Source organism: uncultured Agrobacterium sp., assembly GCA_913777615.1.
Classification (GTDB): domain Bacteria; phylum Pseudomonadota; class Alphaproteobacteria; order Rhizobiales; family Rhizobiaceae; genus Agrobacterium.
The window spans coordinates 27,221-48,546 of sequence record CAJYTK010000020.1 but is presented as its reverse complement, the minus strand read 5'-3'; the positions used below and the strand labels follow the sequence as shown (position 1 = coordinate 48,546).

Below are 21,326 nucleotides of genomic sequence, written 5' to 3'. Positions count from 1 at the left end.
GCGGGAGATCACCATTGCCAAGACCAAGCCTGACGTCTGCGCCACCGGTTCAGACGGCGGGAGACCTTTGCCGCCTTATGGCGAGAAGCGAGATGACGCATGAGCAAGGCACTGACACTTTTCCGCTCCGGATATGACACCGCCGAGATCGCCTACATTCTGGGGCGCACGGAAGCCGATGTTTACAACGAGCTTGCCCGGCTTCGCGAAGAAAGCCGGGCGGCGAATGTGGCGGTGATCAAGTATCACCCCGGCAAGGACGCCTGGGGCACGCCGCCGATGCGCGCGGAGAATGCCAATGGCTAACCTGCCTTTCATGCCGTTCTGGACCGATGCGTATCTCGCCGACACGGTGCATCTGACCACCGAGCAGCATGGCGCCTATCTGCTGCTGCTGTTTCAGGCCTGGCGCTCTCCCGATTGTTCGCTTGTTGACGACGACGCGTTGCTGGCGCTGCAGGCCAAGGTTTCGCCGGCCAAGTGGCGGGCGATGAAGCCGGTGGTGATGGCGTTCTGGAAGCTCGACAAGCGGCGGAAGAAATGGGTGCAGAAGCGCCTTCGGCTGGAGCGGGAAAAGGCCATGGAGCGCAAGGCGAAAGCCAGGGATAGCGCCGTAACCCGTTGGAAGGCTGAGAAAAACAGCGATGCGAAGGCATTGCGGGCGCAGAGCCGAAGCACTGCTTCCAGAGTCACAGCCATAGAAGAAAAATCTGGCGATTTTTCTAAAGGCGCGGTCGCGCCGAAAAAATCATCCCGCGATGTTTTGATGGAGGCTTTCCAGGATGTTTGACCTCATTGCCAAGGATCAGTTCGACCGGCTGCCGGAGCGATATCGAGAGCGTGCGCGGCAGATTGCCCTGCGGGTGCAGGAAATCGACCGGCTTCTGGCGCCTGCCGCAGCTGAGACCGTTCGCGATACTGCATTGCGGCTGATTGGCCAGTTTCGACCGCAGCCGGGCATGGATGTGGCGGGTTTTGGCCGGGAGTTTCGCGGGGTTTGCGCCGATCTGCCGGAGTGGGCGGTGTGCGAGGCGGCCAATGATTTTATGGCCGGGCGGGTTGCCAACCATACCGGCCAGTTCGTGCCGACCTGCGCGGAGTTCGGCAAGCAGGCCAGAGCCATCATCGCGCCTTTTCACGCCGAACGCTATGCGCTGCGCACCGAGGCCTCGCGGCTGTTCGATCGTGCGGCGGATGAAAAACGGCGGGCGCTGATTGCTATCGAGCGGGCTGATCCTGCGGTGAAAGCGCGGGTGAGGGCGATTGTGGCTGAGGCGCGTGCCGGGGCCCCGGCAAGGGTCGGGTTCCTGCATGGCTCTCTCGACCCGCAGGTGCAGGCGACGCTGGATGCGATGAAAAAGACGCCGCAGCACCCTTCGAAGATTTCAAAGACACGCATCGGCAAGGACGACAGACGATGAGCCTCTATCCGCAAACACAGCTGAGTTTCACCCTGATCCAGACGAGCCGCGTGGACGGGTTTCTGCGCCTCGTCAGCCCGCTGGAGGCGCGCGCCCGCGACAGCATGGCGGATGCGGCGCGCTTTGTTCTCGAAAAGCACCCGGACGCCACGCTGCAACTGGTGCGCAGCGACGTGCGCGCCCGCTGGCTGGTGCGGATCCGGATGGAGATGGTGGTGCATTTTCGCGATGCGCTGGGCAAGACCTACCCACAGATCGCCCGCTTCATGCGCCGCGACCACACCTCCATTCTGCATCTCTACCGAAAGGCGAAGGCACAAGCGGCGGCGTGTGAAGCTGCCCACTGGCCCGCAGAAACGACATCAAACGAACTTTGTGACGCAACATCGGAAGGACAAGCAGCATGACCAGCAAGGCCGAAAAACTGAAGCAGAAGCGCGGACGGCGCAAGGTGATCAATGTGGCGCGCGAGCCGAATGGGCGCATCTCAAGATCCGGCCGCGCCCACGCGCCAGCAGACAGCGTGGCGCTGAAAGCGCGGGCAAGCCGCATGGGTGTGACCATGGAAGAAGCGCGTGATCCGCGGGCGGCAACCTATATCGGCACGCTGAACATGCTCGGCAAACGCGACGGCCTGAGCGACGACCAGTATGAGGGCGCGGTGCGGTTTCTGGAACTGCGCCAATCCTATATGATGGCGATCAAGGCGCCGGATGGGGAACGCGACAGGAGCGAGCGCAGCACGCCCTCCCAGACGATCAGCGAGGATTACGAGAAATGGTGCAAGGCGGTGATTGCCCGCTATGACGGATGCCGCAAGACCGTCCAGACCGCGCAGAACGAGCTACGGCAGAACCTTTGGGCAGCGCTGGATTTCTGCGTGATCAAGGGCGAGCGGCAGCACCATATGCTGGGGGACTTGCGGGTGGTGTGCAATGTGCTTGCGCGGTTTTTTGGGGTGTGATTGGGGTGAAAAGTCTTGAAGGCGGCGGCGTTCGCGTCGCCCTCGCCACGCCAATTTTATGGGCTATGCGAGAAGCCCTTACATAGCTTCAAGTGGCTTCCCACGCCGGATGAACAACGATCCGGTGCATAGAAGAGGTTGATTTTCAAAATTGTCGCTTTTTGAAAGACAAACCGGCTTGTCTCGCATGCGTGATACGCAAAAGGATTTGACTATCAATAATCCGGTATTTTGAAAATCAAATGGGTTTGAGTGATACAGATGCACATCAAACCGTGTTGTCTATCAAAAATAACCATTCTTGATAGACAACGGCTCCGTGATCAGGCATTACATCGTAGCTGATACGTCAAGAATCCTGAAACTCGGACATCACAATGGCGCAGCGCCCAGGCTTGGACCTCTCTGAAGCGGTCGAATATCACTATGATCAGTTTCCACCGCGGTCCATCGATGCTGGCAGACTCATTACGACGGTGGCATCCGCATCCGCTGCTCTGGCGCGCTACGATCAAATGCTCAAGAGCATGCATAATAGCGAGATTCTGCTGGCGCCCTTGAGAAATCAAGAAGCCGTTGTGTCTTCCCGTATGGAAGGCACGGTCAGTACGCTCGACGAAGTGTTGCGATATGAAGCCGATCAGGAAGAAAGCGGTGACGAGACGGGTGGCCACTATCGTAATGAAGCGATTGAGGTCTTTTTGTACACTCGCGCCCTGTCAGCCGCCCAGCGCAGTATGGAGCAGGGAGCGCCACTGTCCGGCTTTCTCGTAAAAAGCGCGCATCGCGTTCTTCTTGGTTTCGGTCGCGGCGCGCATCTATCCCCCGGCGAGTATAAGACGGAGCAAAATTATCTCGCCGATCGAATGCGCCGCAAAGTTCATTTCGTGCCAATGCGACCCGAACAACTTCAAGATGGCATGGATCGTCTTTTCGCGTTCATCGACTCGGATGACTGGCAGATTCTCATCAAGACGGCAGTCGCTCATCTGGAGTTCGAGGCCCTGCATCCGTTCAAAGAGGGTAATGGCAGAATTGGGCGGATGTTGATCACCCTCATGCTTTGGAAAGCCGGAGCGATCTCCGCGCCGCACTTCTATATCAGTAGCTATTTTGAAGATCGCCGCGATGAATATATCGATCTTATGCGTGACGTGTCCAAGTCGGGGGCTTGGACCGAGTGGATCATTTTCTTTCTCGAAGCCTTGGAAGCCCAGGCGCAAAAAAACCTGGCAACAGCCGAACGGATTCGCGACCTTTACGAAGAGCTGAAAAAAGAGTTTCCGCAACTCCTGACATCGCAGTGGAGCACAGCGGCTCTGGACTTCCTTTTTTCGCGTCCAGTTTTCAGGAATAACGTTTTCACCAAAAAATCTGGAATTCCTGGACCCTCCGCTCACCGGTTCACGCGCATCTTGTCCGAACGCGGGCTGATACGGACTCTTGAGCCTGCTGCCGGTCGACGGCCAGCGCTCTATAGTTTTGAGCCGCTTTTGCAGATCGTTCGTGACTAATGGTCTGCTTTTGACCTTTGCTACCGCTTGCAGAGGCCGTGAAAGCAAAGGTCAAAATCTGAGGAGATAGGTGCTCATGTTGATTGTCTCCTTCTCGTCAATTCCGCCGCGAAATCTCCGGCTCTCATCACCGATATGCCGAACGCCTTGTCGGCAGGATGCTCGAAATGCCTGCCGCTACTGACGATGAATGTCGCACCAGCCGTCAAAGCGGGTTCTCTATACAAATCGTCCTTTGGATCAGTGGATTTTAAAATATATTTTTCAGAGCTTTAGAAGATTTTTGAGTTTTGAGGATTTTAGCGTTTGACTTTTCTTCCCGAAATAGCGATAAATGACATGTCTTCATATTTGAAGAATTGTATTTGGGAGCGGCCTTCGGGTCGCTTTTTGCGTTTCTGGCTCATTGAAGCATCTGTCTTGTTAGGGTGGTCTTCGGTCAGCTCCGCACGAAGACGTTCAGCTTGAAGTTTCTAGTCCTCTTTAAAAGTGAGGTATTATCATAACTCCAGCGGTTGTTTTCTATCCTTCTACAAAGCACGTAAATCTTGGACCAATTTTCGACCTAAAACGACCGTCTCTAACCAGAGATCAACCTCGCGGCGGATCACTCCCGCTATACCCTCTGGGCCTAGATCGTCATAGACTCCAAGCTGCAAACTCGTGACGGTCGTTCTTATGCCGACAACCCGTGTGTAGAATTTGGCTAAAGGGCCAGTGATGGGTCCCAACACTCCGATGTTAGCCATGTTGGACGCGAATATAGGAAACGGATCCTTTGCTTGTTCCTGCTCAGGTAGCCAATTTTCCACTTTTGGGATACGTCCATCTATAGCCTGCGCGATCAAAACTTCGGCAAGTTGCACCCATTCCCGCTGATCGACTATTTCTATGTAAGCTTCTATTTCTGCTGCGATAGCAAAGGAGATCGATTGCTTTCGCTGGGTGACATCATGTCGTCGTTGCCAGTGCTGACCGATAAGCGAGCAACCGGAGCCAACTATAACGCCAACAAAGCCGCTTAAAGCAGGCAGAATCTGTAGCCACGTACTCATGAGTGTCCTGGGTATAAATCGCCTATCTGAGAATGCATGGCGGGAGCTACGTAATCAATAAACAATGAGTGAACTGGTGCAGAGATTTGGCTGTCGCAGGTGGCGCTCTCCTCTGCCTTTCGCATGCCTCACCGTAACGCCTCACTGAGACCAGCTCCTATGACAACACCACGGCCATTGACCCCGAGGCAGCAGGCTTTCGTTGAGGAATATCTTGTCGATCTGAATGCCAGCCAAGCCGCGCTCCGGGCAGGGTATAGCCGCTCTTACCCGGATAAGACAGCGTGGAAGCTGTTGCGGACTCCGGCGGTCAGAGACGCAATTGACACGGCGAAGGAGCAGCGTTCGAAGCGCACGCAAATCCATGCGGACTGGTTGCTGTCGCGTCTTGCCGAAGAGGCGCTGGCGGATATTGCCGATCTTTACGATGAGAATGGCGGGCTGAAGCCCGTCGATCAGTGGCCTTTGATCTGGCGGCAGGGGATGGTTGCGGCGGTTGAGGTGAAGGAATTGTTCGAGGGGCGTGGCGAGAGCCGCGAGGCGATCGGGCGGGTTTCGCAGGTGAAACTCAGTGACCGGATTAAGCGGCTGGAGCTGATTGGCAAGCATATTGATGTGCAGGCGTTTCGGGAGAAGGTCGAGGTCGAGGTTAGTGGGTCGCTGGCCGAGCGGTTGGCGCGGGCCAAGGCGCGAGCTTTGGGCTAACGGGTTTCGTTGCTAAGGGTGACGGTGCCGGCGATGCGACTGTCCTTGACGACTGCCGTTGCTGAACAGGCGCCCCGTCGAAATTTGGGGCGTGTCAGTGCTTACCGAGATATGCAGCGCCGGCCTTTCAAATCAGACATTGCAGGCTTTGCCGGGAGATCGTTCATGGGCAATGCCAAGCAGGCGAGCAAGGGCCGTGTGGATGCCGATCTCGATGCGGAGATTATCGAGGCGGCGGCGCGGTTTCAGTATGATCCGCAAGGCTGGGCGCGGTTTGCGTGGGATTGGGAGCAGGGCGAGCTTGACGGTATCGCGGGGCCGCGGGATTGGCAGGCGGATATCAATGACGAGATCCGTCAGCATCTGAACAGCGAGAACCGCTACCAGCCTTTGCAGATTGCGGTGGCGAGCGGCCACGGGATCGGCAAATCGGCGCAGATGGGGATGATGGCCAACTGGGCCATGTCGTGTTTTGCCGATTGCAAGATCGTCGTGACCGCCAATACCGAGACGCAGCTGCGCACCAAGACATCGCCGGAAGTGGGCAAGTGGTTCCGCTCCTCGATCACCAGCCACTGGTTCGAGACGCAGGCCATGTCGATCAAGTCGCGCGATCGGGGACACGCGGATTTGTGGCGGCTGGATTTCGTCGCTTGGTCTGCCAACAATACCGAGGCTTTTGCCGGTTTGCACAACAAGGACCGGATTATCGTTCTGATGTTCGATGAGGCGTCGAAGATTACCGACAGTGTTTGGGAAGTGGCCGAAGGCGCGCTGACCGACGAGAACACCATCATCATCTGGATCGTGTTTGGCAATCCGACGCAGAATACCGGGCGGTTTCGCGAGTGTTTCCGCCGGCATCGCCGGCGCTGGATCAGACGGCAGATCGACAGCCGCACGGTGCCCGGTACCAACAAGAAGAAACTTGCCGAATGGGTCAGCGATTACGGCGAGGACAGCGATTTCGTCAAAGTGCGAGTGCGCGGCATGTTTCCATCGACATCGGCAAAGCAGTTCATTTCCACCGAGGATGTGGATGCTGCCCAGAAGGTGCATCTTCGCAAGGAGCAATATGATTTCGCACCGAAGATCATCGGTGTCGATCCGGCCTGGACGGGTGACGACGAGCTGGTGATCTATCTGCGCCAGGGGCTCTATGCCCGGCTTTTGATGACCATGCCGAAGAACGACAACGACATTCTGGTGGCAAACCACGTGGCGCGCTTCGAGGATGAATTGCAGGCCGATGCGGTGTTCATCGATCTTGGTCACGGCACCGGCATCTATTCCGCCGGCGTGACGCTGGGGCGCACATGGCAGCTCGTCAGTTTCGCCGAAAAGAGCATCGACCGCGGCTGTCTCAACAAGCGTGCCGAAATGTGGAAGGGCATGCGCGACTGGCTGAAACAGGGCGGTGCGCTCGATGCGCGCGACGACATTCTCTACCACGACCTGATCGGCCCTGAGCTTGTGGCCCGCGTGGATGGCAAGCTGCAGATCGAGAGCAAGGAAGACATGAAGGCGCGGGGGCTTCCTTCTCCCAACCGTGCGGATGCGCTTGGACTGACCTTTGCCCGGCCTGTCTTGCCTAAGGGGCGGGGGGATGAGCGGTATAATCATAGCCGGGAGACCGGGTATGGTGGTGATGGGGATGGGTATAATCCGTTTGGGTGAGGGGTGTGCCATCTGATGCGCGGGGGTGTAGCGCCGTTTCTATGATGTCGTCTGCTAGCCATATTTTGGCGAAGGTTCTTCCCTGCCTCATTCCTGTTCCCCGGATCAAGTCCGAGCATGTCACAGGAATTCAGCCGCCGCGCGTCTGCGTGGCGAAAGAGCTTTTCCAGACCAAGGATTTGGTCTGACTGGATCCCTGTGACGAGCACAGGGATGAGGGTCGTTCGGGAGTAGTCCTCTGCAATCCGGAACGTTGCGTCTGTTGCGATGCCGATGGTCCTCGGGTCAAGCCCGCGGAAGACGCAGGGTGGGTGCTCTGCCCTAAGTGATTGTTTCCATGAAATTTAAGCCGAAGGGCCCGCAGCGCGGGGCTTGCTCTGTCTGTCTTCAATTCGAGGTTTTGCGATGTGTGTTTTCAAGTCTCCCAAGGTGGCGAAGCCGGAGGATCCGAAGTTGCCGATCGAGTATGCGGCGCAGCGCGAGCCGGATGTCCAGACGGTGAATGGGGCCGGGCGGCGCACGCGGGATCGGTTGCGGGCGGCGACGTCCACGATGTTGACCGGGGTTCAGGGCGTGGGTGCGCTGGATACGAGCGGCAAGAAAAACCTGTTGGGAGGCTGATATGGCCGATACGATCCGCGAACGGCATGAGCGGCGCCTGAAGGCGTTGCAGAAGGAGCGCAACCCCTATGAGGCGCAGTGGCAGGAGTTGAACGATTTTATCGTTCCCGGTCGCTACCGCAAGGGGGATGCCCGTGACCCGAAGGGGATCAACGGCAACAAGAAGATCATCGACAATTCGCCGAAGCTTGCCCATCGCGTGGCGCAATCGGGTATGCAGGCTGGGCTGACGTCTCCCACGCGGCCCTGGATGCGCTACAGCATTACGGACAAGGACCTGCGCGAATTCGGCCCTGTGAAAGATTACCTTTATGAGGCGACACGCCGGGCGCGTGAGCGGCTGGCCGTCTCGAATATATATAATTGTCTTCATTCCGGTTATGGCGACGAGCTTCTGTTCGGGCAGTTCTGCCTGATCCTGACGCGCGCCGGGCGCCGCCTGCACGGCATCTTGCCGCCGGTCGGGCAATATTGGCTGGCGCAGAGCCAGTATGGCATGCGGGTCGATACCTGTTATCGCCGCGTGTGGATGACGGTGGAGCAGATCGTCGGGCGCTGGGTGGCAAAGCCCAATTTCCGCGATATGGACTGGTCGAACGTGTCCTCCACCATCAAGAACCTCTGGGACCGGGGCAATTACGACGAGGTGGTAGAGGTGTTCAACGCCATCGAGCCACGTTCCGCCCGCGATCCCGCCCGCCCGACCAAGGCCAACAAGCCTTTCATGTCCAACTATTGGGAAGCGGGCCAGGACCGCGACAAGATGCTGGAGGTGAGCGGTTTCGACCGCAATCCGCTGATTGCGCCGCGCTGGGATGTGGTGGGCGAGGATGTCTATGCTGCCACATGCCCCGGCATGGATGCGCTGCCGGATGTAAAGATGCTGCAGACCGAGCAGCGCTGGAAGGGCATGGGCATCGAGCACCAGGTGCGCCCGCCGCTGGTGGCGCCGACCTCGCTTCGCAACAAGCGCAATTCCTCGCTGCCTGGTACCGTGACTTTCGTGGACGAGCAGAGTGTTGGCACTGCCGCCTATCGCCGTGCCTTCGAGGTGAATGTGCCGCTCGGTGATCTGGCCGCCGATATCGACGAGGCGAAGCGCCGGGTGGACCGGGCCTTTTATGCCGATCTCTTCATGGCGATCAGCACGATGGAGGGGGTTCAGCCGCGCAACCAGTTCGAGCTGACGCAGCGCAAGGAAGAACAGCTTCAGCAGCTTGGACCAACGGTGGAGCGACAGCATCACGAGCTGATCCAGCCCTTGGCGGACTGGGTGTTCTATCAGCTAGACGATGACGACGAGTTGCCGGACGCGCCGCAGGATCTGCAGGGCGAGGAGCTGAATGTCGACAATATCTCGACGCTCTACCAGGCGCAGCTTGCGGTTTCGACCGGCTCTATCGAGCGGATGGTGAGTTTCGTCGGCAATCTTGCCGGTGCGCGACCCGACGCGGTGGACAAGCTCGATGTCGACCAGGCGATCGACGAATATGGCGATGCGATCGGGGTGGTCTCCACCATCGTGCGCTCCGACGACAAGGTGAAGGCGATCCGCGACGAGCGGTTGCAACAGCAACAGGCGGCGCAGACGACGGAAGCCGCCGCCAAGCTGGCACCAGCACTGAAGGATGGTGCGCAGGCGGCACAGGCGCTTTCCGCCACCGACGATAATGGCGGGCCGGTGGAACTGCTGCGCAAGCTTGGAATTGCCGGATGACAGCCAAAACAATGCAGGAACAGGCGCTCGATCTCGCAACCGAGTTCGTGCTGGCGGAGCCGCGTGCGCGCGAATTTCTCTGGTGGGTGCTTTGCCAGTGCAACGTCTATGGCGCGCCGCATGTGGTGAATGGCGAGACCGGCATTCACATCGGTCGCCGGATCATCGGCGTCACCATCATCGACCAGCTGAACCAGATCAAACCCACCGCCTATGCCGAGATGATGATCGAGGCCCACAGACGCGCGGAAAAGCGCAAGAGGGAAGAGCATGCTGAGACAGTGGATGAATAGCGCCGCCTTTGCGCCGGAAGGCCATACCGATTGGGGCGCTGCCCCGGATCATGGCGGCAATGCCAACGCCAATGAGAGCGCCGATGCGACGCTTCTGAACGGGGCGGCGGAGCCGCTTGTCGCCGGTCAGAAGGGGGCAGGGCGAGAGGGCGGCGAAGGGGAGGGTGGCAATCTGTCTCCCGAACCGGGCGATGCCGCCGATCTGGTGCCTGAAAATGGTCAATACGACATCAAGCTCGATGGTGGCATCGAACTCGACCGGGCGCTCTTGGACCGCGCATCCCCGGTGATGAAGGAGCTTGGCCTGACGAATGGTCAGGCGAGCCGTCTGGCCGGGGTGATCGCCGAGCAGCGCAAGCTGGAATATGACGCGCTGAGCGAGCGCCACCAGAAGATCACCTCCGACTGGCAGCAGGAAATCCGCGCCGACCGGGACTTTGGCGGCGATAATCTCGCGACCAGCCTCAACAACGCAAACCGCGTGATTGCGACGTTCGGAGACGATGCTCTCCGCCGCGATCTCGTCGAAATCGGGATTGGCAACCATCCCGGACTTTTCCGGCTATTGGCCCGTGTCGGCAACGCTCTCAGTGATGACAAGCCCGCATCGTCGGAAACCGCAGCAGCCCCTCCGACCTCGCCCGAACAGGCGATGTATGGAGCGACAACATCAACGACACGAGGTTAACACATGGCCACTATCGGCAATATGTATCCCACCCTTTCCGACCTGAAGAAGCAGGGCTGGGGCGACGACATTTCCACCATCATCGACATGCTGGTGCAGTTCAACGCGATGTATGAAGACGCGCCGATCTTCGAATGCAACATGGGCTCGTCGCATCTGACGACGGTGCGCACCGGCCTTCCCGTTCCCACCTGGCGCAAGCTCTACAAGGGCGTTCTGCCGACCAAGGGCACGACGGCGCAGGTGAAGGACGCGACCGGCATGCTGGAAGACTGGTCCGAAGTCGACGCCAAGCTCGTCGAAATCGCCAAGAACCCGGCGCGCTTTCGTCTCAATGAAGCCAAGGCCCATATTGCGGGCATGGCGAACATGCTGGGCTCTACCGTCTATTATGGCGATATCGACGTTAACCCGGAGCGCTTTACCGGCCTGCATGCCCGCTTCAATTCCAAATCCGCCGCCAATGGCCGCCAGATCGTCGATGCGGGCGGCACGGGCTCGGACAACACCTCCATCTGGTTCGTCACCTGGGGTGAGGATTCCGTTCACCTGCTTTATCCGGAAGGATCGAAGGCCGGTCTGCAGCGCGATGACAAGGGCAAGACCACCAAGGAACTGCCGGATGGCTCGCTCTACGATGTGTACCGCGAGAAATTCCAGCAGGATATCGGCCTTTCCGTGCGCGACTGGCGCGGCGTGGCGCGTATCGCCAATATCGACGTGTCTGACCTTCGCGCCAACCCGACGGCGGGCGGTGCCGATCTCATCAACCTGATGATCGACGGCTATTACGCGCTGCAGAACCCGAACCAGCCGAACGGCAAGACGGTGATCTATGCCAGCAAGACGGTGCAGACCTTCCTGCACAAGCAGGCAATGAACCGCACCAATGTGAACCTGACGCTCGACCAGAGCCAGGGCAAGCCGATCGTCTCCTTCCTGGGCGTGCCGATTCGCCGCGACGACAATATTCTCGAAACAGAAGGGCAGATCGTCTGAGGACGGTCTGAAACAGGTGACACTCCATGATTTTTGACGCACAGAATCTCTTCTCGGATGCGCAGGCGATCACCGCCTCGACCGTATCCACCAATGTCATCGACTTCGGCGCTTCGGGCAAACCGGTGGGTGCCGCTGCCGCGATCCGCAAGGATCTTGGCCGCGGCAAGAAGGTCGATCTTCGCTTGCAGATGGTGGAGACCGCACTTGCCGCCGGTGCGGCGACGCTGACCGTCGATCTGCAGACCGACGACAATGAGGCGTTTTCCTCGCCCAAAGTGGCCTGGACCTCCGGCGCGATCCCCAAGGCCTCGCTTGTAGCGGGCTATGTGTTTCCGCTGGAGTTCTTTCCGCGCGGTGCCGACGAGCGCTATGCCCGTCTTGCCTATACGGTTGCGACCGGTCCGCTGACGGCGGGCAAGATCACCGCCGGTGTGGTGGCCGCCTCGGAGGACAATAATTATGACTAAGACCGTGATGGCGACCCGGGCCGGTGTCTATGGGCATTTTCGCGAAGAAGGCGAGGTTTTCGAGATCGCCACAGAGGCGCATTTCTCGCCCTTCTGGATGAGCGAGATTTCGCCGGAAGAAGCGCTGGCGCTGCAGGTGGCAGCACGCAAGCGTGCGGAGGATCAGCGCCAGGGCATCGGCACTGCCCATGTCGACAATGCCGAAATCGAGGCTCTTCGGGCGGAGATCGCCGAGAAGAATGCCGAAATCGAGCGGCTGACGCGCAATGCGCCCGTTGCTTCTGCCGAGAAGACCGCGGCGGATGTGGTGAAGATGGCGGGCGATCCGGGCGTCGAGTTCATGACCTTCAAGGCGGCGGCGCGCAAGATTCTGGGCGAAGCGACACCTTCGACCAAGGCCGAGATTATCGCCGCACTTGAGGACAAGGCGACCCAGGGGTGATCCCTGTCGATCAAGCTTAAGACGTTGAACCCGGCTCAATCCAGAGCCGGGTTTTCTATTTTGGAGAAGCGAATGTCATCCGTTACCAGCATCTGCAACATTGCGCTGTCCAATATCGGCAAGAAGACCATTTCCGACATAGACGAGCCCTCGACCGAGGCGCGCACCTGCAAGCTTCACTATGCGCTGACGCGCGACCGGTTGCTGCAATCCTATGAATGGGAATTTGCCAAGACCATGGTCGATCTGGCGGAGGTGGCCAATCCGCGCCCTGAGCGCTGGCGCCACGCCTATGCGCGGCCGCAGAATTGTTTGAAGCCGCTGCGCATCGTGCCGGCCGTGCTTTTGCCAGGCGATGCAGACGATGTGGCCTATCATGCGACTGAGGGGCTGATCTTTTGCGATCAGTCTCCGGCGAAGCTGGAATTCGTGCGGCAGTTCGATGACCCGGCGCGCTATCCGCCGCTTTTCGAAGAGGCGTTGAGCTGGGCGCTGTCTGCCAAGATCGCTATTCCACTGACCTCCGACCAATCCACCCGTAAGGATGCCTACCAGATTGCGGCCTCGTCCTTCGAGGCGGCGAAGGAGGCGGATGCGGATGAAAATCGATCGAGCTGGACCGACAGTTCCACACTGATGACGGCGAGGGGCTGAGACCATGGCGATTTTGCGCGTGATGCAGCCGGCCTTTACCTCCGGCGAGTTGAGCCCGGCGCTGTGGGCCCGGGTCGATGTGGATAAATATCGGTCCGGTCTGAAGGTGGCGAAGAACATTTTCATTCACCCGCATGGCGGTGCATCCAACCGCAGCGGGCTGGAATTTATCGGCCGGACGCGGGGGTCGAGCTTTGCCATTCTGCTCCCCTTCATCTTCGATGCGGAAACGGACCAGACCTATAATCTGGAGTTCTCCCATTTGAAGATGCGCGTCTATCGCGCCGGGAGCCCGGTGCTGGAAGCGGCGAAGGCGATTACCGGCGTTTCCATTGCCGCAAATGGCGTGGTGACGTCCGCAGCGCATGGCTTTGCGAATGGCGATGAGGTTTTCATTTCCGGCGTTGCCGGCATGAGTGCGCTGAACAATCGCAATTTCATTATCCGCAATGTGACGGCCAATACGTATCAGCTGGAAGACCTGCTGGGTGTGGCTCTCTCCACGCTTGGCATGCCGGCCTATGCGGGTGGCGGCACGGCGCGGCGCGTCTACGAGATTGCCTCGCCCTATACGGCGGAGGAGTTGCGGCGTGTGGTCTTTGCCCAGGAAAACGACGTGATGTATCTGACGCATCAGGCACATCCGCCGATGAAGCTTTCCAGGCTTGGCGATGCCAACTGGCTGTTTTCGTCGCTGACCTTCGTGCCGCAGATTGCCAAGCCGACGGGGGTGAAGGGGACCGTGTACTTCAAGCGCAAGACCGGCTCGGTTGCCAATATTGGCTACCGCGTGTCGGCAGTCAGCGCATCGGGCGCGGAGAGTGCGGCGTCTGCCGGCGTCACCGTCGGGGTTCAATATGAGAATGAGGACGGGCGCCGGGTCCGGCTGACCTGGAACGCCTCTACCGGCGCTGCCCTCTATCGCATCTACCGCTCTGACGCGAATACCGGCATTCTGGCCGAAACGCCGCTTGCGGAAATCGAGATCGACCAGACGCAGTATCAGGGGGATGGAACGGCCATCCCCTCAGCCTCCGCAACGGGCGCACCGCCGGTGCCGACGGGTGTCTCCGGGGCTATCGTCTATGGCAAGGAAATGAAATATGTGGTGGCGGCCATCTCCGACGAGACGGGGGAAGAAAGCCTGCCATCCGAGCCTGCGACGCTGCGCAACGACATGGTTTATCGCGGCAACCGCAATGTGCTGTTCTGGACAGCGACGCCGGGGGCGGGAAGCTATGTGGTCTACCGGCTGGACAATGGCCGCTATGGCTATGTGGGCAGGACGGAAACGACGAGCTTTACCGATGAGAATATCACGCCGGATCTGGCGAGCGGCCCGCAGGAAGGGAACAATCCTTTCAACAGTGTTGGCAACTATCCGGCCTGCGTGAATTTTTACGAGCAGCGGCTGGCCATGGGCGGCACGGCGAATGTGCCGGCGGGGCTTTGGCTCGGGCAATCCGCCAACTATGAGAATTTCGGCGCGGCCTCGCCGGTGAAGGCAAGTGACGCCATTACCCTGCGCATCCGTTCCAAGGAGAAGAACCAGATCCGCGCGATCAGCGAGTCTCGCGGCATGGCGGTGTTCACCACCGCGAACGAGTTCAACGTGGCCGGTAGCGGTGAAGAGATCATGACGCCGGTCAATATGGTGGTGAAGAAGCAGAGCAACCGCGGGTCATCCTGGTTGCAGCCGATTGCGGTGGGCGACGTGATGCTGTTTGCGCTGGCGCGGGGCGGGGTTATTCGCGACTATTCCTATGAATTTTCCAACGACAATTTCACTGGCCAGGATCTGACGATCATGTCGCGCCATCTGTTCGAAGGCCGGCAGGTTGTGTCCTGGGCCTTTGCGCAGTCGCCCTATTCGATCGTCTGGGTGGTGCTGGACAATGGCCAATGCGTGAGCCTGACCTACATGCGCGAGCATGAGGTGTGGGCCTGGACGCGGCATGAGACGGACGGCCAGTTCGAGGCGGTGAATGTGGTGGCCGAAGGTGATGAGGATGCGGTCTATTTCGTCATTCGCCGCACGGTGGATGGCAAGTCGCAGCGTTACATCGAGCGCATGCATTCGCGCCTCTTTGCGGTGTCCGAAGATGCGTTCTTCGTCGATAGTGGGCTTTCCTATGAGGGCACGCCGACGAAGACGATGCGTGGGCTTCACCACCTGGAGGGCAAGGTGCTGGTGGCGCTGGCGGATGGCAATGTGGTGCGCGATCTGGTGGTGACGAATGGTACGGTGACGCTGCCGATTGCCGCTTCCAAGGTGCATGTGGGCTTGGCCTACGAGGCGGAACTGAGGACGCTCGATATCGACCTTGGCAATGTGGGCGAGCTTGGCACGGTGCAGGCGAGAAACAAGGCGATCGCCAATATCACGCTCAGGGTGGAAAAGACCCGCGGCATCTGGGCCGGGCCTGCCGAGGACGCGCTGGTGGAGCTGAAGCAGCGCGAGTTCGAGAACTGGAGCGAGGCGATCCGCCTTGCGACCGGCGATGTGGAGCTGACGCCGACGGCGGACTGGACGAAGGGTGGGACGATGATCATCAAGCAGTTCGATCCGCTGCCGATGACGGTTCTGGCCATCATGCCGGATCTCAGGGTGGCAGCGTGACGGTTCGGGTGATCGAGGCGAACCGCGACCACGTGGATGTGATTGCGCCACGGATGCGTGAGGCCGACCGCGAGGAGGTGTTCGCCGCCGTGGGACGCGGACCGGCCTCTGCCCTGTTGCACTCGCTGGAGCGGTCCGACTTTGCCCATACCGTGTTGTTCGACGATGTGCCGGAGCTGATGTTCGGCTGCGGCACGACGAATATCCTGACCCGGACCGGTGCGCCGTGGCTGCTGGGGACCGATGCGCTGGAGCGGCATGCGCGCGACTTTCTGCGCGGCTCGCTCCACTGGGTGGCTGAGATGCGGCAGCGCTACACGCTGCTGCAGAATGTCGTCGATGACCGGAATGTGGTTTCCAAACGGTGGCTGCAATGGCTGGGCTTCACGCTTTCCGATCCGCAGCCTTTTGGCTATGAGCAGCGCCCTTTTCGTATTTTTGAGATGAAGGCTTGAGGCATGTGTGATTTTGGTCTGATCCTTGGCGCCGCCTCGACCGTGATTGGTGCGGCCGGCGCAAAACAGGAGGCGGAGGCAAGTGCCGCCGCATCCGAATATAACGCGAAAGTCACGGACATGAATGTGCGGCTTTCCGAGAGGCGGGCGCGTGACGCGCTGGACCTCGGCAAGCTGGAAGAGCAGAAGAATCGCCAGGAGAGCGCGCAGATTGCCGGACAGCAAAGGGCAGCCATGGCCGCCAATGGCGTGGACCTGACATTCGGTTCTCCGCTTGATCTGTTGGTCGATACTGCAACGCTTGGCGAGATCGACGCGCTGACCATTCGCCGCAACGCCGCAAACGAGGCCTATGACTTCGACGTGGCGGCGGCCAATGGCCGCGCGGAGGCGAGCCTTGCGCGGGCGAATGCCAAGAACACCCGCAAGGGCGGCAACCTGAAAGCGCTTGGCACGCTGCTGACCGGAGCGAGCAAGGTGTTTGGCGATAGTCCGTTGTTCAAGCCGAAATCGGGTACGTAAGCGTTTGTCGCTACCGGGCGATGCAAAATGCCATTATCCGTTAAGGATTCTTGGCGAACGGGTTTTGTTGCTTTGCATCTTCAGCGCTTTTCCGGAGCATTTCTTCTGTCTTTTCCTGGCAGGCGCGCATTTCGTAAATGGCCTGGGTTGCTCCCTCGAGCTGAAAGTTTGCGACGTCCTTCTCAGCATAGGTCACGCGCAACTGAGTGCTTTTTTGAGCCTCTAGCATGAATTTGCCGCCCATCTTCCCGATGCTCAGGTCCTGCAATGTCTCGCTCACCGATGCGATGGCGTCCACCTCCAAAGGTGCCTTTGAATCGAAGGTGAAGAGCAGCGGGTAGACCTTCTCGTCTTCCAGTGATTTCCACTTCTCGTTCCTCAACAGAAGATAGAATCTTGGAAATTCCGTCGCGAGATCCATGCCGAAATGCAGGATCGTATCGCCCTCGGAGCGAAGCGCCACATAGCAGCCAAAATTCCGATCGGGCTCCACGGCCACCGACCAGTTACCAAAGGTTCCCCATTCAACAGGAGCGGCATTGGGGCTGAATGGCACATAGAGAAGGCATGCGACGAGGAGGGTGTGTTTCAAGAGCCTATACATGTCTTTTGCCTGATCATGCTGGATGGTTGTTGTGCCGGATGCGGTTGTGAGGGCTCTGTTTGACCATCGCGTTCATCGACTGCCAAGAGGCTATTGCCACCCGATTACGGTTCGAAGGGGTCGTCTGAGGCCTGTGTAGAGGGTTTCTTGGCAAAGGGATCGGATGTGTCGGACTCCGTTCTGGAGATTTTCAAGAGTTCGTCCGTCGTCTGCTGACAGGCGTCCATTTGTTCTACAGCCTTTTGGACGCCGCTCAGGGAAAGTCGAGCGATCTCCTTGTCCTCGTAAAACATCTTGACGGTCTTGCTGGACTTGAACTCATCAAAAAAAGCGCGCGCGACTGTTTTCATCGCAAGTCTACGGGTGGATCCCTGGACGTAGGCTCCGCTCTCTGTGTCCCAGGTTTCTTTCTCATCAAAGCCGACACTGACGGAGTACACTTTTTTATGCACCAATGACTTCCATTTCTCGTTCTGAAAGGAAATGAAAAATCCGGGCTTACCCGGTTTGAAATAGCGTCCAAAAACCAGAATATGACCGGTGTCAAACTCGGATGCGACGACACAAGCATGACCAAGGTCCGGTTCCATCTGAACCGTCCAGGTGCCAAATTCGCCCCAAAGGATCGGGTCTTTTACCTTCGATGCGTCCTGCGCGGCGGCGGCGAAAGGCATGCAGGCCAGAAGAAGGGCGGCGGTTGCCAGTTTCATGTGCGGGCCTGCTGTTCGGGTGCAGTATTGGTTTGAGACCTGGATATTTGCGCAGGAGTTGAAAAGGCTGTCGAGTCGTTTCTTCGAGCTAAAGCGTGTCGCGATCTTTCAGATTCGCTCATACGCTTTAGCTCTTTGTTTTGTCGCATGTCGTTATCGCAAAACCGGTGACCACTTTTGCGCGACATGCTTAGGCGTGTGTTCTCACAGGTGAGAATGCGCAGAACCGCCGCGGGTGAGGGCTCGGCCATTGGCTGCGGCCTGTTCTGACAAAATAACGAGATTAGTTGTTGCCAGGCGTTCTTCGGGCGCCTTTTTTTATGGAGTGAGCCATGGCTGAGGTGCCGGTCAGACAATATTTTCGCCAGGCAGCCGTGCCTGTTTATCAGGGCAGCGTTCCTCAGCGGCCGATCCTCCAGCAGCCACTGACGGTGAAGGCCTCGGAGAATGATTTTGGTGCGCAGGTGGGTAGGGGCATGCAGTCTCTTGGCGAAGGACTTGGCAAAATGGCCGAGGCTGCCAGCAAGCTGCGCGACCTTCAGGCCGACACGACCGCCAAGGACAGCAAGACTGCCTTCGAGCGGGCAAAGCTTGCGCTGGAGCATGGCGAAAACGGTTATCTCAACACGAGTGGCCAAAGCGCTGTCGAAGGCTATCCCGGCTATGAAGAGGCGCTTGCCAAGCTTCAAAAGACCTTTGAGCCGAAAGATCCGCTGGCGGCGGGACGATATGAGGCGATGGTCGCTCCTGTGGTGACGACCGGCCTGGAAGCTGCCATCAAGCACAGGGCGCAGGGACAGAAGGAATGGGTGGGCAAGGCCGCTGAAGGCAGGCTTTCTCTTGCCAAGGATCAGGCGATCGCCGGGTACAACAAGCCTGAGCAGATCAATTCCGCCGTGACGTCCGGCGTCACCGAAATCCACAATCTCGGTAAGCTGAACGGCTGGACGCCGGAGGTGATCGTGGCCAAGGCCATGGACTTCGTAACGGGACTTCACACCGGGGTCGCCATGACTATGGCTGGAAAGCCTGGTGGGGCGACCGCGGCGATGGAGTATCTGAAGGCCAACAGTGCGCAGCTGGACCTAAAGGCGCGGGCGGACCTGGAGAACAAGATCAGGCCCTTGGCAATCGATGAGAAGGGCAAACAGATTGCCTTGGAGATCGTTTCCGAGAAACGGACCTCTGCCGGTGCGACTGATGATGTTGTGACGGGCGCTGTGGATAAGGCTTCGCCCGGCAAGGCTGAGACTGGTGCTGGTAAGGATGTTGGCACGCGAGGCGATGCCGATGCCGCTCAGAATCCAACCGCTGATGCCGGCAAGGATACGGTTGGCAGAACGGAGAGGAATAGCAGCAACACCGCTGACGGTGGGGACGCGAAGGCTCGGCCCGGTCAGACATCCACAGGTGGCGTGAACCGTGCCGCGGAGGAAGAACCGCAACGCGGCGGACCAACGCGGGCGAAAGCGTTTCTCGTTTCAATCTCGGCAAAGCCCAATCGGCCCGGCGACGCGCTTCCGCTTGACAATGCCCTTGCCGAAAACACCAAGGCCTTAATCGAGGATGCGCCAGAGCGCATCCGTAAGGGATTGGGGGTGAGCTTCGGCGACCCAAGGTCGCGCGCGCCTCTTGCGTCCACTTCTGCCGGGCGCAGCATCCAGTTGACCTATGAGGGGCGGCCGCTGGATCAGGCTCCGGCTCAGGTTCTCGACTGGCTTCACGACAATGCCGAACAATATGGTCTGCGGTTTCCCTATGAGACCGACCCATCCTCCACCGCACCGGAGGCGTTCGGACGTGCCGGCAGCACTCTTGTTGCGGCGCGGGACGGGGTTGCAGCGCGCAGTCAAATGCTGCCCTTTTCGCAAGCGATAGGAAGGGTGCGGCAGATTGAAGACCCGGAGTTGCAGTCTTCGACGCTGCGTTATGTGAAGGGGATGTTCCGGGAGAGTGGCAGAGCCGAGAGTGCGGCTGCCAACGCTGCGAAGATGCAGATGTGCCAGATGATCATGGACAACATGCCCTTGTCCCAGATCCCGCTCGACCTGAAACTCGCGGCCGGCCCGGATGCTGTCGATGGCGTCAAGCAGCGCGAGGCGCAGGGTGGCAGGGTAAAAGCCAATCCCAATCTCCATGATCAGCTTTCAATCATGAGTGCGAGCAATCCCCGGCAGTTTCTGAAGATGGACCTTACCGGACCGGAGATCATCAACAGGCTTTCCCGGGAGCAATGGAAGGGTCTGGCGGACAAGCAAGGCTCCATCCGGGCCGACGAGGCAAAGGCCGACCGCGATGGCACATTTTACAAGCAGGCGTTCCAGGAAGCCGGATTGACGCTGGAGGAGGCGGGGATCAACACACCCCGCCAGACGCTGCGCTATAATGCGCGGTTGCAACGCGAGATCGACCAGTGGGTGGAGCGTAAGGGCGAATATCCGAATTTTGCCGAGAGGCAGTCAATGATCAACATGCTCGCCATGGAAGTCATCTACACGGAGAAACGTGCTCGTCTGTCTCCAATGAGGGTGATCGACGACGGCGAAGATCAGGTTGGCAGCGGCTATATGTTCGACAATGACGACAGGCCGGAGGGATCTGACGTCAGACTTACGGCGCGCTATGGCAAGATCCCGCCAAACGAGCGGGCGCGGCTTTTCAAGGTGCTGATGAAGAAAAACGGCAAGGCGCCGTCACGAGCCGAGATCGAAGCGCAGTACAGCGCCGAGGCGATGGAAACCATTGGGACGGATTGATGCTGGTTCTCCTGGTTTGGCCGTTCGACTTTTAGGTGACGTTTTCGACATTCGAAGGCTCAGCGGCCCATAGTGGGACATCCTGAAAAATGTCGCGACCGTCACGCGCGCCTTTTGCCCTACCAGGTCTACCCACTGGCTCTAAGCTTAGGCCTGGGCTTTTGGTTCATCCTGCCATGATAGAGAGTGCTTCAAGAATCAAGCAGGTGATGACTGCTGCCAGCGCGCCTTTCCAGGGATTACTCGAACGACGTCGTACCCAATAGACGATCGAGCCAACGATTGAACCTGCTGCGAAGGTGGGGAGCACGGTCCCAACCCACTCTCCGACGACCCGGCCAGGGCTCGCGGAAAATCTAGCCGGATCCCAATCAAACTGTCCCGTGACCAGTGCCGCGACGACCGTCGTGCAGAGTGCTGCGAAAAATATTCTTTTCAA

At 58.9% G+C, this 21,326-nt stretch carries 24 protein-coding genes; 20 read left to right on the top strand and 4 right to left on the bottom strand.

Going from position 1 to position 21,326, the window contains the following annotated elements; translation table 11 throughout:
- Positions 1 to 99: 99 nt before the first annotated feature.
- The 6 genes from QZ862_RS17790 (at position 100) to QZ862_RS17765 (ending at position 3,899) form a co-directional block, all read left to right on the top strand.
- On the top strand, positions 100 to 306 hold the full coding sequence (locus QZ862_RS17790; RefSeq protein ID WP_296101212.1) for a hypothetical protein: 207 nt from the start codon (positions 100 to 102) through the stop codon (positions 304 to 306).
- Positions 299 to 790, top strand: coding sequence for a DUF1376 domain-containing protein (locus tag QZ862_RS17785; RefSeq protein ID WP_296014308.1), 492 nt, complete (start codon positions 299 to 301; stop codon positions 788 to 790). The genes QZ862_RS17790 and QZ862_RS17785 overlap by 8 nt, the downstream gene beginning before the upstream one ends.
- Positions 783 to 1,421, top strand: a complete 639-nt coding sequence (locus tag QZ862_RS17780; protein WP_296101211.1) for a hypothetical protein — start codon at positions 783 to 785, stop codon at positions 1,419 to 1,421. Before QZ862_RS17785 ends, QZ862_RS17780 begins: the two co-directional genes overlap by 8 nt.
- Positions 1,418 to 1,828, top strand: coding sequence for a hypothetical protein (locus tag QZ862_RS17775; RefSeq protein ID WP_296101210.1), 411 nt, complete (start codon positions 1,418 to 1,420; stop codon positions 1,826 to 1,828). The genes QZ862_RS17780 and QZ862_RS17775 overlap by 4 nt, the downstream gene beginning before the upstream one ends.
- Positions 1,825 to 2,385: a hypothetical protein gene (locus tag QZ862_RS17770; protein ID WP_296014303.1), complete on the top strand. Its 561-nt coding sequence runs from the start codon at positions 1,825 to 1,827 to the stop codon at positions 2,383 to 2,385. Before QZ862_RS17775 ends, QZ862_RS17770 begins: the two co-directional genes overlap by 4 nt.
- 377 nt (positions 2,386 to 2,762) lie before the next feature.
- The gene (locus QZ862_RS17765) at positions 2,763 to 3,899 is read left to right on the top strand and encodes a Fic/DOC family N-terminal domain-containing protein (RefSeq protein WP_296101208.1); all 1,137 of its coding nucleotides are present in this window, start codon (positions 2,763 to 2,765) and stop codon (positions 3,897 to 3,899) included.
- Between the two features lie 530 nt (positions 3,900 to 4,429).
- Here QZ862_RS17765 and QZ862_RS17760 read toward each other — a convergent pair.
- Positions 4,430 to 4,954: a hypothetical protein gene (locus QZ862_RS17760; protein ID WP_296101207.1), complete on the bottom strand. Its 525-nt coding sequence runs from the start codon at positions 4,952 to 4,954 to the stop codon at positions 4,430 to 4,432.
- Between the two features lie 159 nt (positions 4,955 to 5,113).
- Between QZ862_RS17760 and QZ862_RS17755 the strand changes: the two genes are divergently transcribed.
- The 13 genes from QZ862_RS17755 to QZ862_RS17695 all read left to right on the top strand — a co-directional run bounded on the left by QZ862_RS17755 (position 5,114) and on the right by QZ862_RS17695 (position 16,817).
- Positions 5,114 to 5,659 (top strand): terminase small subunit, encoded by a 546-nt coding sequence (locus QZ862_RS17755; protein WP_296101206.1) that lies wholly within the window; start codon positions 5,114 to 5,116, stop codon positions 5,657 to 5,659.
- 165 nt (positions 5,660 to 5,824) lie between these two features.
- Entirely contained in the window at positions 5,825 to 7,336 is a 1,512-nt protein-coding gene (locus QZ862_RS17750) for a terminase (RefSeq protein ID WP_296101205.1), read from the top strand.
- Between the two features lie 405 nt (positions 7,337 to 7,741).
- Positions 7,742 to 7,957 carry a hypothetical protein gene (locus QZ862_RS17745; protein WP_296101204.1) on the top strand — a complete coding sequence of 72 codons (216 nt, stop codon included), beginning with the start codon at positions 7,742 to 7,744 and terminating at the stop codon, positions 7,955 to 7,957.
- Between the two features lies 1 nt (position 7,958).
- Positions 7,959 to 9,674 carry a portal protein gene (locus QZ862_RS17740; RefSeq protein ID WP_296101203.1) on the top strand — a complete coding sequence of 572 codons (1,716 nt, stop codon included), beginning with the start codon at positions 7,959 to 7,961 and terminating at the stop codon, positions 9,672 to 9,674.
- Positions 9,671 to 9,967 (top strand): hypothetical protein, encoded by a 297-nt coding sequence (locus QZ862_RS17735; RefSeq protein WP_062439578.1) that lies wholly within the window; start codon positions 9,671 to 9,673, stop codon positions 9,965 to 9,967. The genes QZ862_RS17740 and QZ862_RS17735 overlap by 4 nt, the downstream gene beginning before the upstream one ends.
- On the top strand, positions 9,945 to 10,655 hold the full coding sequence (locus tag QZ862_RS17730; protein WP_296101202.1) for a hypothetical protein: 711 nt from the start codon (positions 9,945 to 9,947) through the stop codon (positions 10,653 to 10,655). The genes QZ862_RS17735 and QZ862_RS17730 overlap by 23 nt, the downstream gene beginning before the upstream one ends.
- Before the next feature lie 3 nt (positions 10,656 to 10,658).
- The gene (locus QZ862_RS17725) at positions 10,659 to 11,654 is read left to right on the top strand and encodes a major capsid protein (protein ID WP_112953542.1); all 996 of its coding nucleotides are present in this window, start codon (positions 10,659 to 10,661) and stop codon (positions 11,652 to 11,654) included.
- Between the two features lie 26 nt (positions 11,655 to 11,680).
- Positions 11,681 to 12,124, top strand: coding sequence for a Bbp16 family capsid cement protein (locus QZ862_RS17720; RefSeq protein WP_112953544.1), 444 nt, complete (start codon positions 11,681 to 11,683; stop codon positions 12,122 to 12,124).
- A complete protein-coding gene (locus QZ862_RS17715; protein WP_296101201.1) occupies positions 12,117 to 12,566 on the top strand; it encodes a hypothetical protein in 450 nt (149 codons plus the stop codon). Before QZ862_RS17720 ends, QZ862_RS17715 begins: the two co-directional genes overlap by 8 nt.
- Before the next feature lie 72 nt (positions 12,567 to 12,638).
- Positions 12,639 to 13,220, top strand: coding sequence for a hypothetical protein (locus tag QZ862_RS17710; RefSeq protein ID WP_112358587.1), 582 nt, complete (start codon positions 12,639 to 12,641; stop codon positions 13,218 to 13,220).
- A gap of 4 nt (positions 13,221 to 13,224) precedes the next feature.
- A complete protein-coding gene (locus QZ862_RS17705; RefSeq protein ID WP_296101199.1) occupies positions 13,225 to 15,840 on the top strand; it encodes a ubiquitin-activating E1 FCCH domain-containing protein in 2,616 nt (871 codons plus the stop codon).
- Positions 15,837 to 16,295, top strand: coding sequence for a hypothetical protein (locus QZ862_RS17700; RefSeq protein WP_112953551.1), 459 nt, complete (start codon positions 15,837 to 15,839; stop codon positions 16,293 to 16,295). The genes QZ862_RS17705 and QZ862_RS17700 overlap by 4 nt, the downstream gene beginning before the upstream one ends.
- 3 nt (positions 16,296 to 16,298) lie before the next feature.
- On the top strand, positions 16,299 to 16,817 hold the full coding sequence (locus QZ862_RS17695; protein ID WP_296101198.1) for a hypothetical protein: 519 nt from the start codon (positions 16,299 to 16,301) through the stop codon (positions 16,815 to 16,817).
- A gap of 40 nt (positions 16,818 to 16,857) precedes the next feature.
- Here QZ862_RS17695 and QZ862_RS17690 read toward each other — a convergent pair whose 3' ends face one another.
- Both QZ862_RS17690 and QZ862_RS17685 read right to left on the bottom strand, forming a co-directional pair.
- Entirely contained in the window at positions 16,858 to 17,421 is a 564-nt protein-coding gene (locus QZ862_RS17690) for a hypothetical protein (RefSeq protein WP_296101197.1), read from the bottom strand.
- 104 nt (positions 17,422 to 17,525) lie between these two features.
- Complete coding sequence (locus QZ862_RS17685) at positions 17,526 to 18,131, bottom strand: hypothetical protein (RefSeq protein ID WP_296101196.1); 606 nt, start codon at positions 18,129 to 18,131, stop codon at positions 17,526 to 17,528.
- 332 nt (positions 18,132 to 18,463) lie between these two features.
- Here QZ862_RS17685 and QZ862_RS17680 point away from each other — a divergent pair, with 332 nt between their 5' ends.
- Positions 18,464 to 20,887, top strand: coding sequence for a hypothetical protein (locus QZ862_RS17680; RefSeq protein WP_296101195.1), 2,424 nt, complete (start codon positions 18,464 to 18,466; stop codon positions 20,885 to 20,887).
- 166 nt (positions 20,888 to 21,053) lie between these two features.
- Here the strand turns inward: QZ862_RS17680 and QZ862_RS17675 are convergent, their stop codons facing one another.
- Positions 21,054 to 21,326: a hypothetical protein gene (locus tag QZ862_RS17675; protein ID WP_296040240.1), complete on the bottom strand. Its 273-nt coding sequence runs from the start codon at positions 21,324 to 21,326 to the stop codon at positions 21,054 to 21,056.

Bases quoted from the DNA above. Each gene is read 5' to 3' on its own strand.
- QZ862_RS17715 (WP_296101201.1), top strand. From the start codon at position 12,117: ATGACTAAGACCGTGATGGCGACCCGGGCCGGTGTCTATGGGCATTTT.
- QZ862_RS17745 (WP_296101204.1), top strand. From the start codon at position 7,742: ATGTGTGTTTTCAAGTCTCCCAAGGTGGCGAAGCCGGAGGATCCGAAG.
- QZ862_RS17790 (WP_296101212.1), top strand. From the start codon at position 100: ATGAGCAAGGCACTGACACTTTTCCGCTCCGGATATGACACCGCCGAG.
- QZ862_RS17705 (WP_296101199.1), top strand. From the start codon at position 13,225: ATGGCGATTTTGCGCGTGATGCAGCCGGCCTTTACCTCCGGCGAGTTG.
- QZ862_RS17735 (WP_062439578.1), top strand. From the start codon at position 9,671: ATGACAGCCAAAACAATGCAGGAACAGGCGCTCGATCTCGCAACCGAG.
- QZ862_RS17725 (WP_112953542.1), top strand. From the start codon at position 10,659: ATGGCCACTATCGGCAATATGTATCCCACCCTTTCCGACCTGAAGAAG.
- QZ862_RS17770 (WP_296014303.1), top strand. From the start codon at position 1,825: ATGACCAGCAAGGCCGAAAAACTGAAGCAGAAGCGCGGACGGCGCAAG.
- QZ862_RS17785 (WP_296014308.1), top strand. From the start codon at position 299: ATGGCTAACCTGCCTTTCATGCCGTTCTGGACCGATGCGTATCTCGCC.
- QZ862_RS17710 (WP_112358587.1), top strand. From the start codon at position 12,639: ATGTCATCCGTTACCAGCATCTGCAACATTGCGCTGTCCAATATCGGC.
- QZ862_RS17750 (WP_296101205.1), top strand. From the start codon at position 5,825: ATGGGCAATGCCAAGCAGGCGAGCAAGGGCCGTGTGGATGCCGATCTC.
- QZ862_RS17755 (WP_296101206.1), top strand. From the start codon at position 5,114: ATGACAACACCACGGCCATTGACCCCGAGGCAGCAGGCTTTCGTTGAG.
- QZ862_RS17780 (WP_296101211.1), top strand. From the start codon at position 783: ATGTTTGACCTCATTGCCAAGGATCAGTTCGACCGGCTGCCGGAGCGA.
- QZ862_RS17685 (WP_296101196.1), bottom strand. From the start codon at position 18,131: ATGAAACTGGCAACCGCCGCCCTTCTTCTGGCCTGCATGCCTTTCGCC.
- QZ862_RS17760 (WP_296101207.1), bottom strand. From the start codon at position 4,954: ATGAGTACGTGGCTACAGATTCTGCCTGCTTTAAGCGGCTTTGTTGGC.
- QZ862_RS17730 (WP_296101202.1), top strand. From the start codon at position 9,945: ATGCTGAGACAGTGGATGAATAGCGCCGCCTTTGCGCCGGAAGGCCAT.
- QZ862_RS17775 (WP_296101210.1), top strand. From the start codon at position 1,418: ATGAGCCTCTATCCGCAAACACAGCTGAGTTTCACCCTGATCCAGACG.
- QZ862_RS17720 (WP_112953544.1), top strand. From the start codon at position 11,681: ATGATTTTTGACGCACAGAATCTCTTCTCGGATGCGCAGGCGATCACC.
- QZ862_RS17740 (WP_296101203.1), top strand. From the start codon at position 7,959: ATGGCCGATACGATCCGCGAACGGCATGAGCGGCGCCTGAAGGCGTTG.
- QZ862_RS17695 (WP_296101198.1), top strand. From the start codon at position 16,299: ATGTGTGATTTTGGTCTGATCCTTGGCGCCGCCTCGACCGTGATTGGT.
- QZ862_RS17765 (WP_296101208.1), top strand. From the start codon at position 2,763: ATGGCGCAGCGCCCAGGCTTGGACCTCTCTGAAGCGGTCGAATATCAC.
- QZ862_RS17690 (WP_296101197.1), bottom strand. From the start codon at position 17,421: ATGTATAGGCTCTTGAAACACACCCTCCTCGTCGCATGCCTTCTCTAT.
- QZ862_RS17680 (WP_296101195.1), top strand. From the start codon at position 18,464: ATGGCTGAGGTGCCGGTCAGACAATATTTTCGCCAGGCAGCCGTGCCT.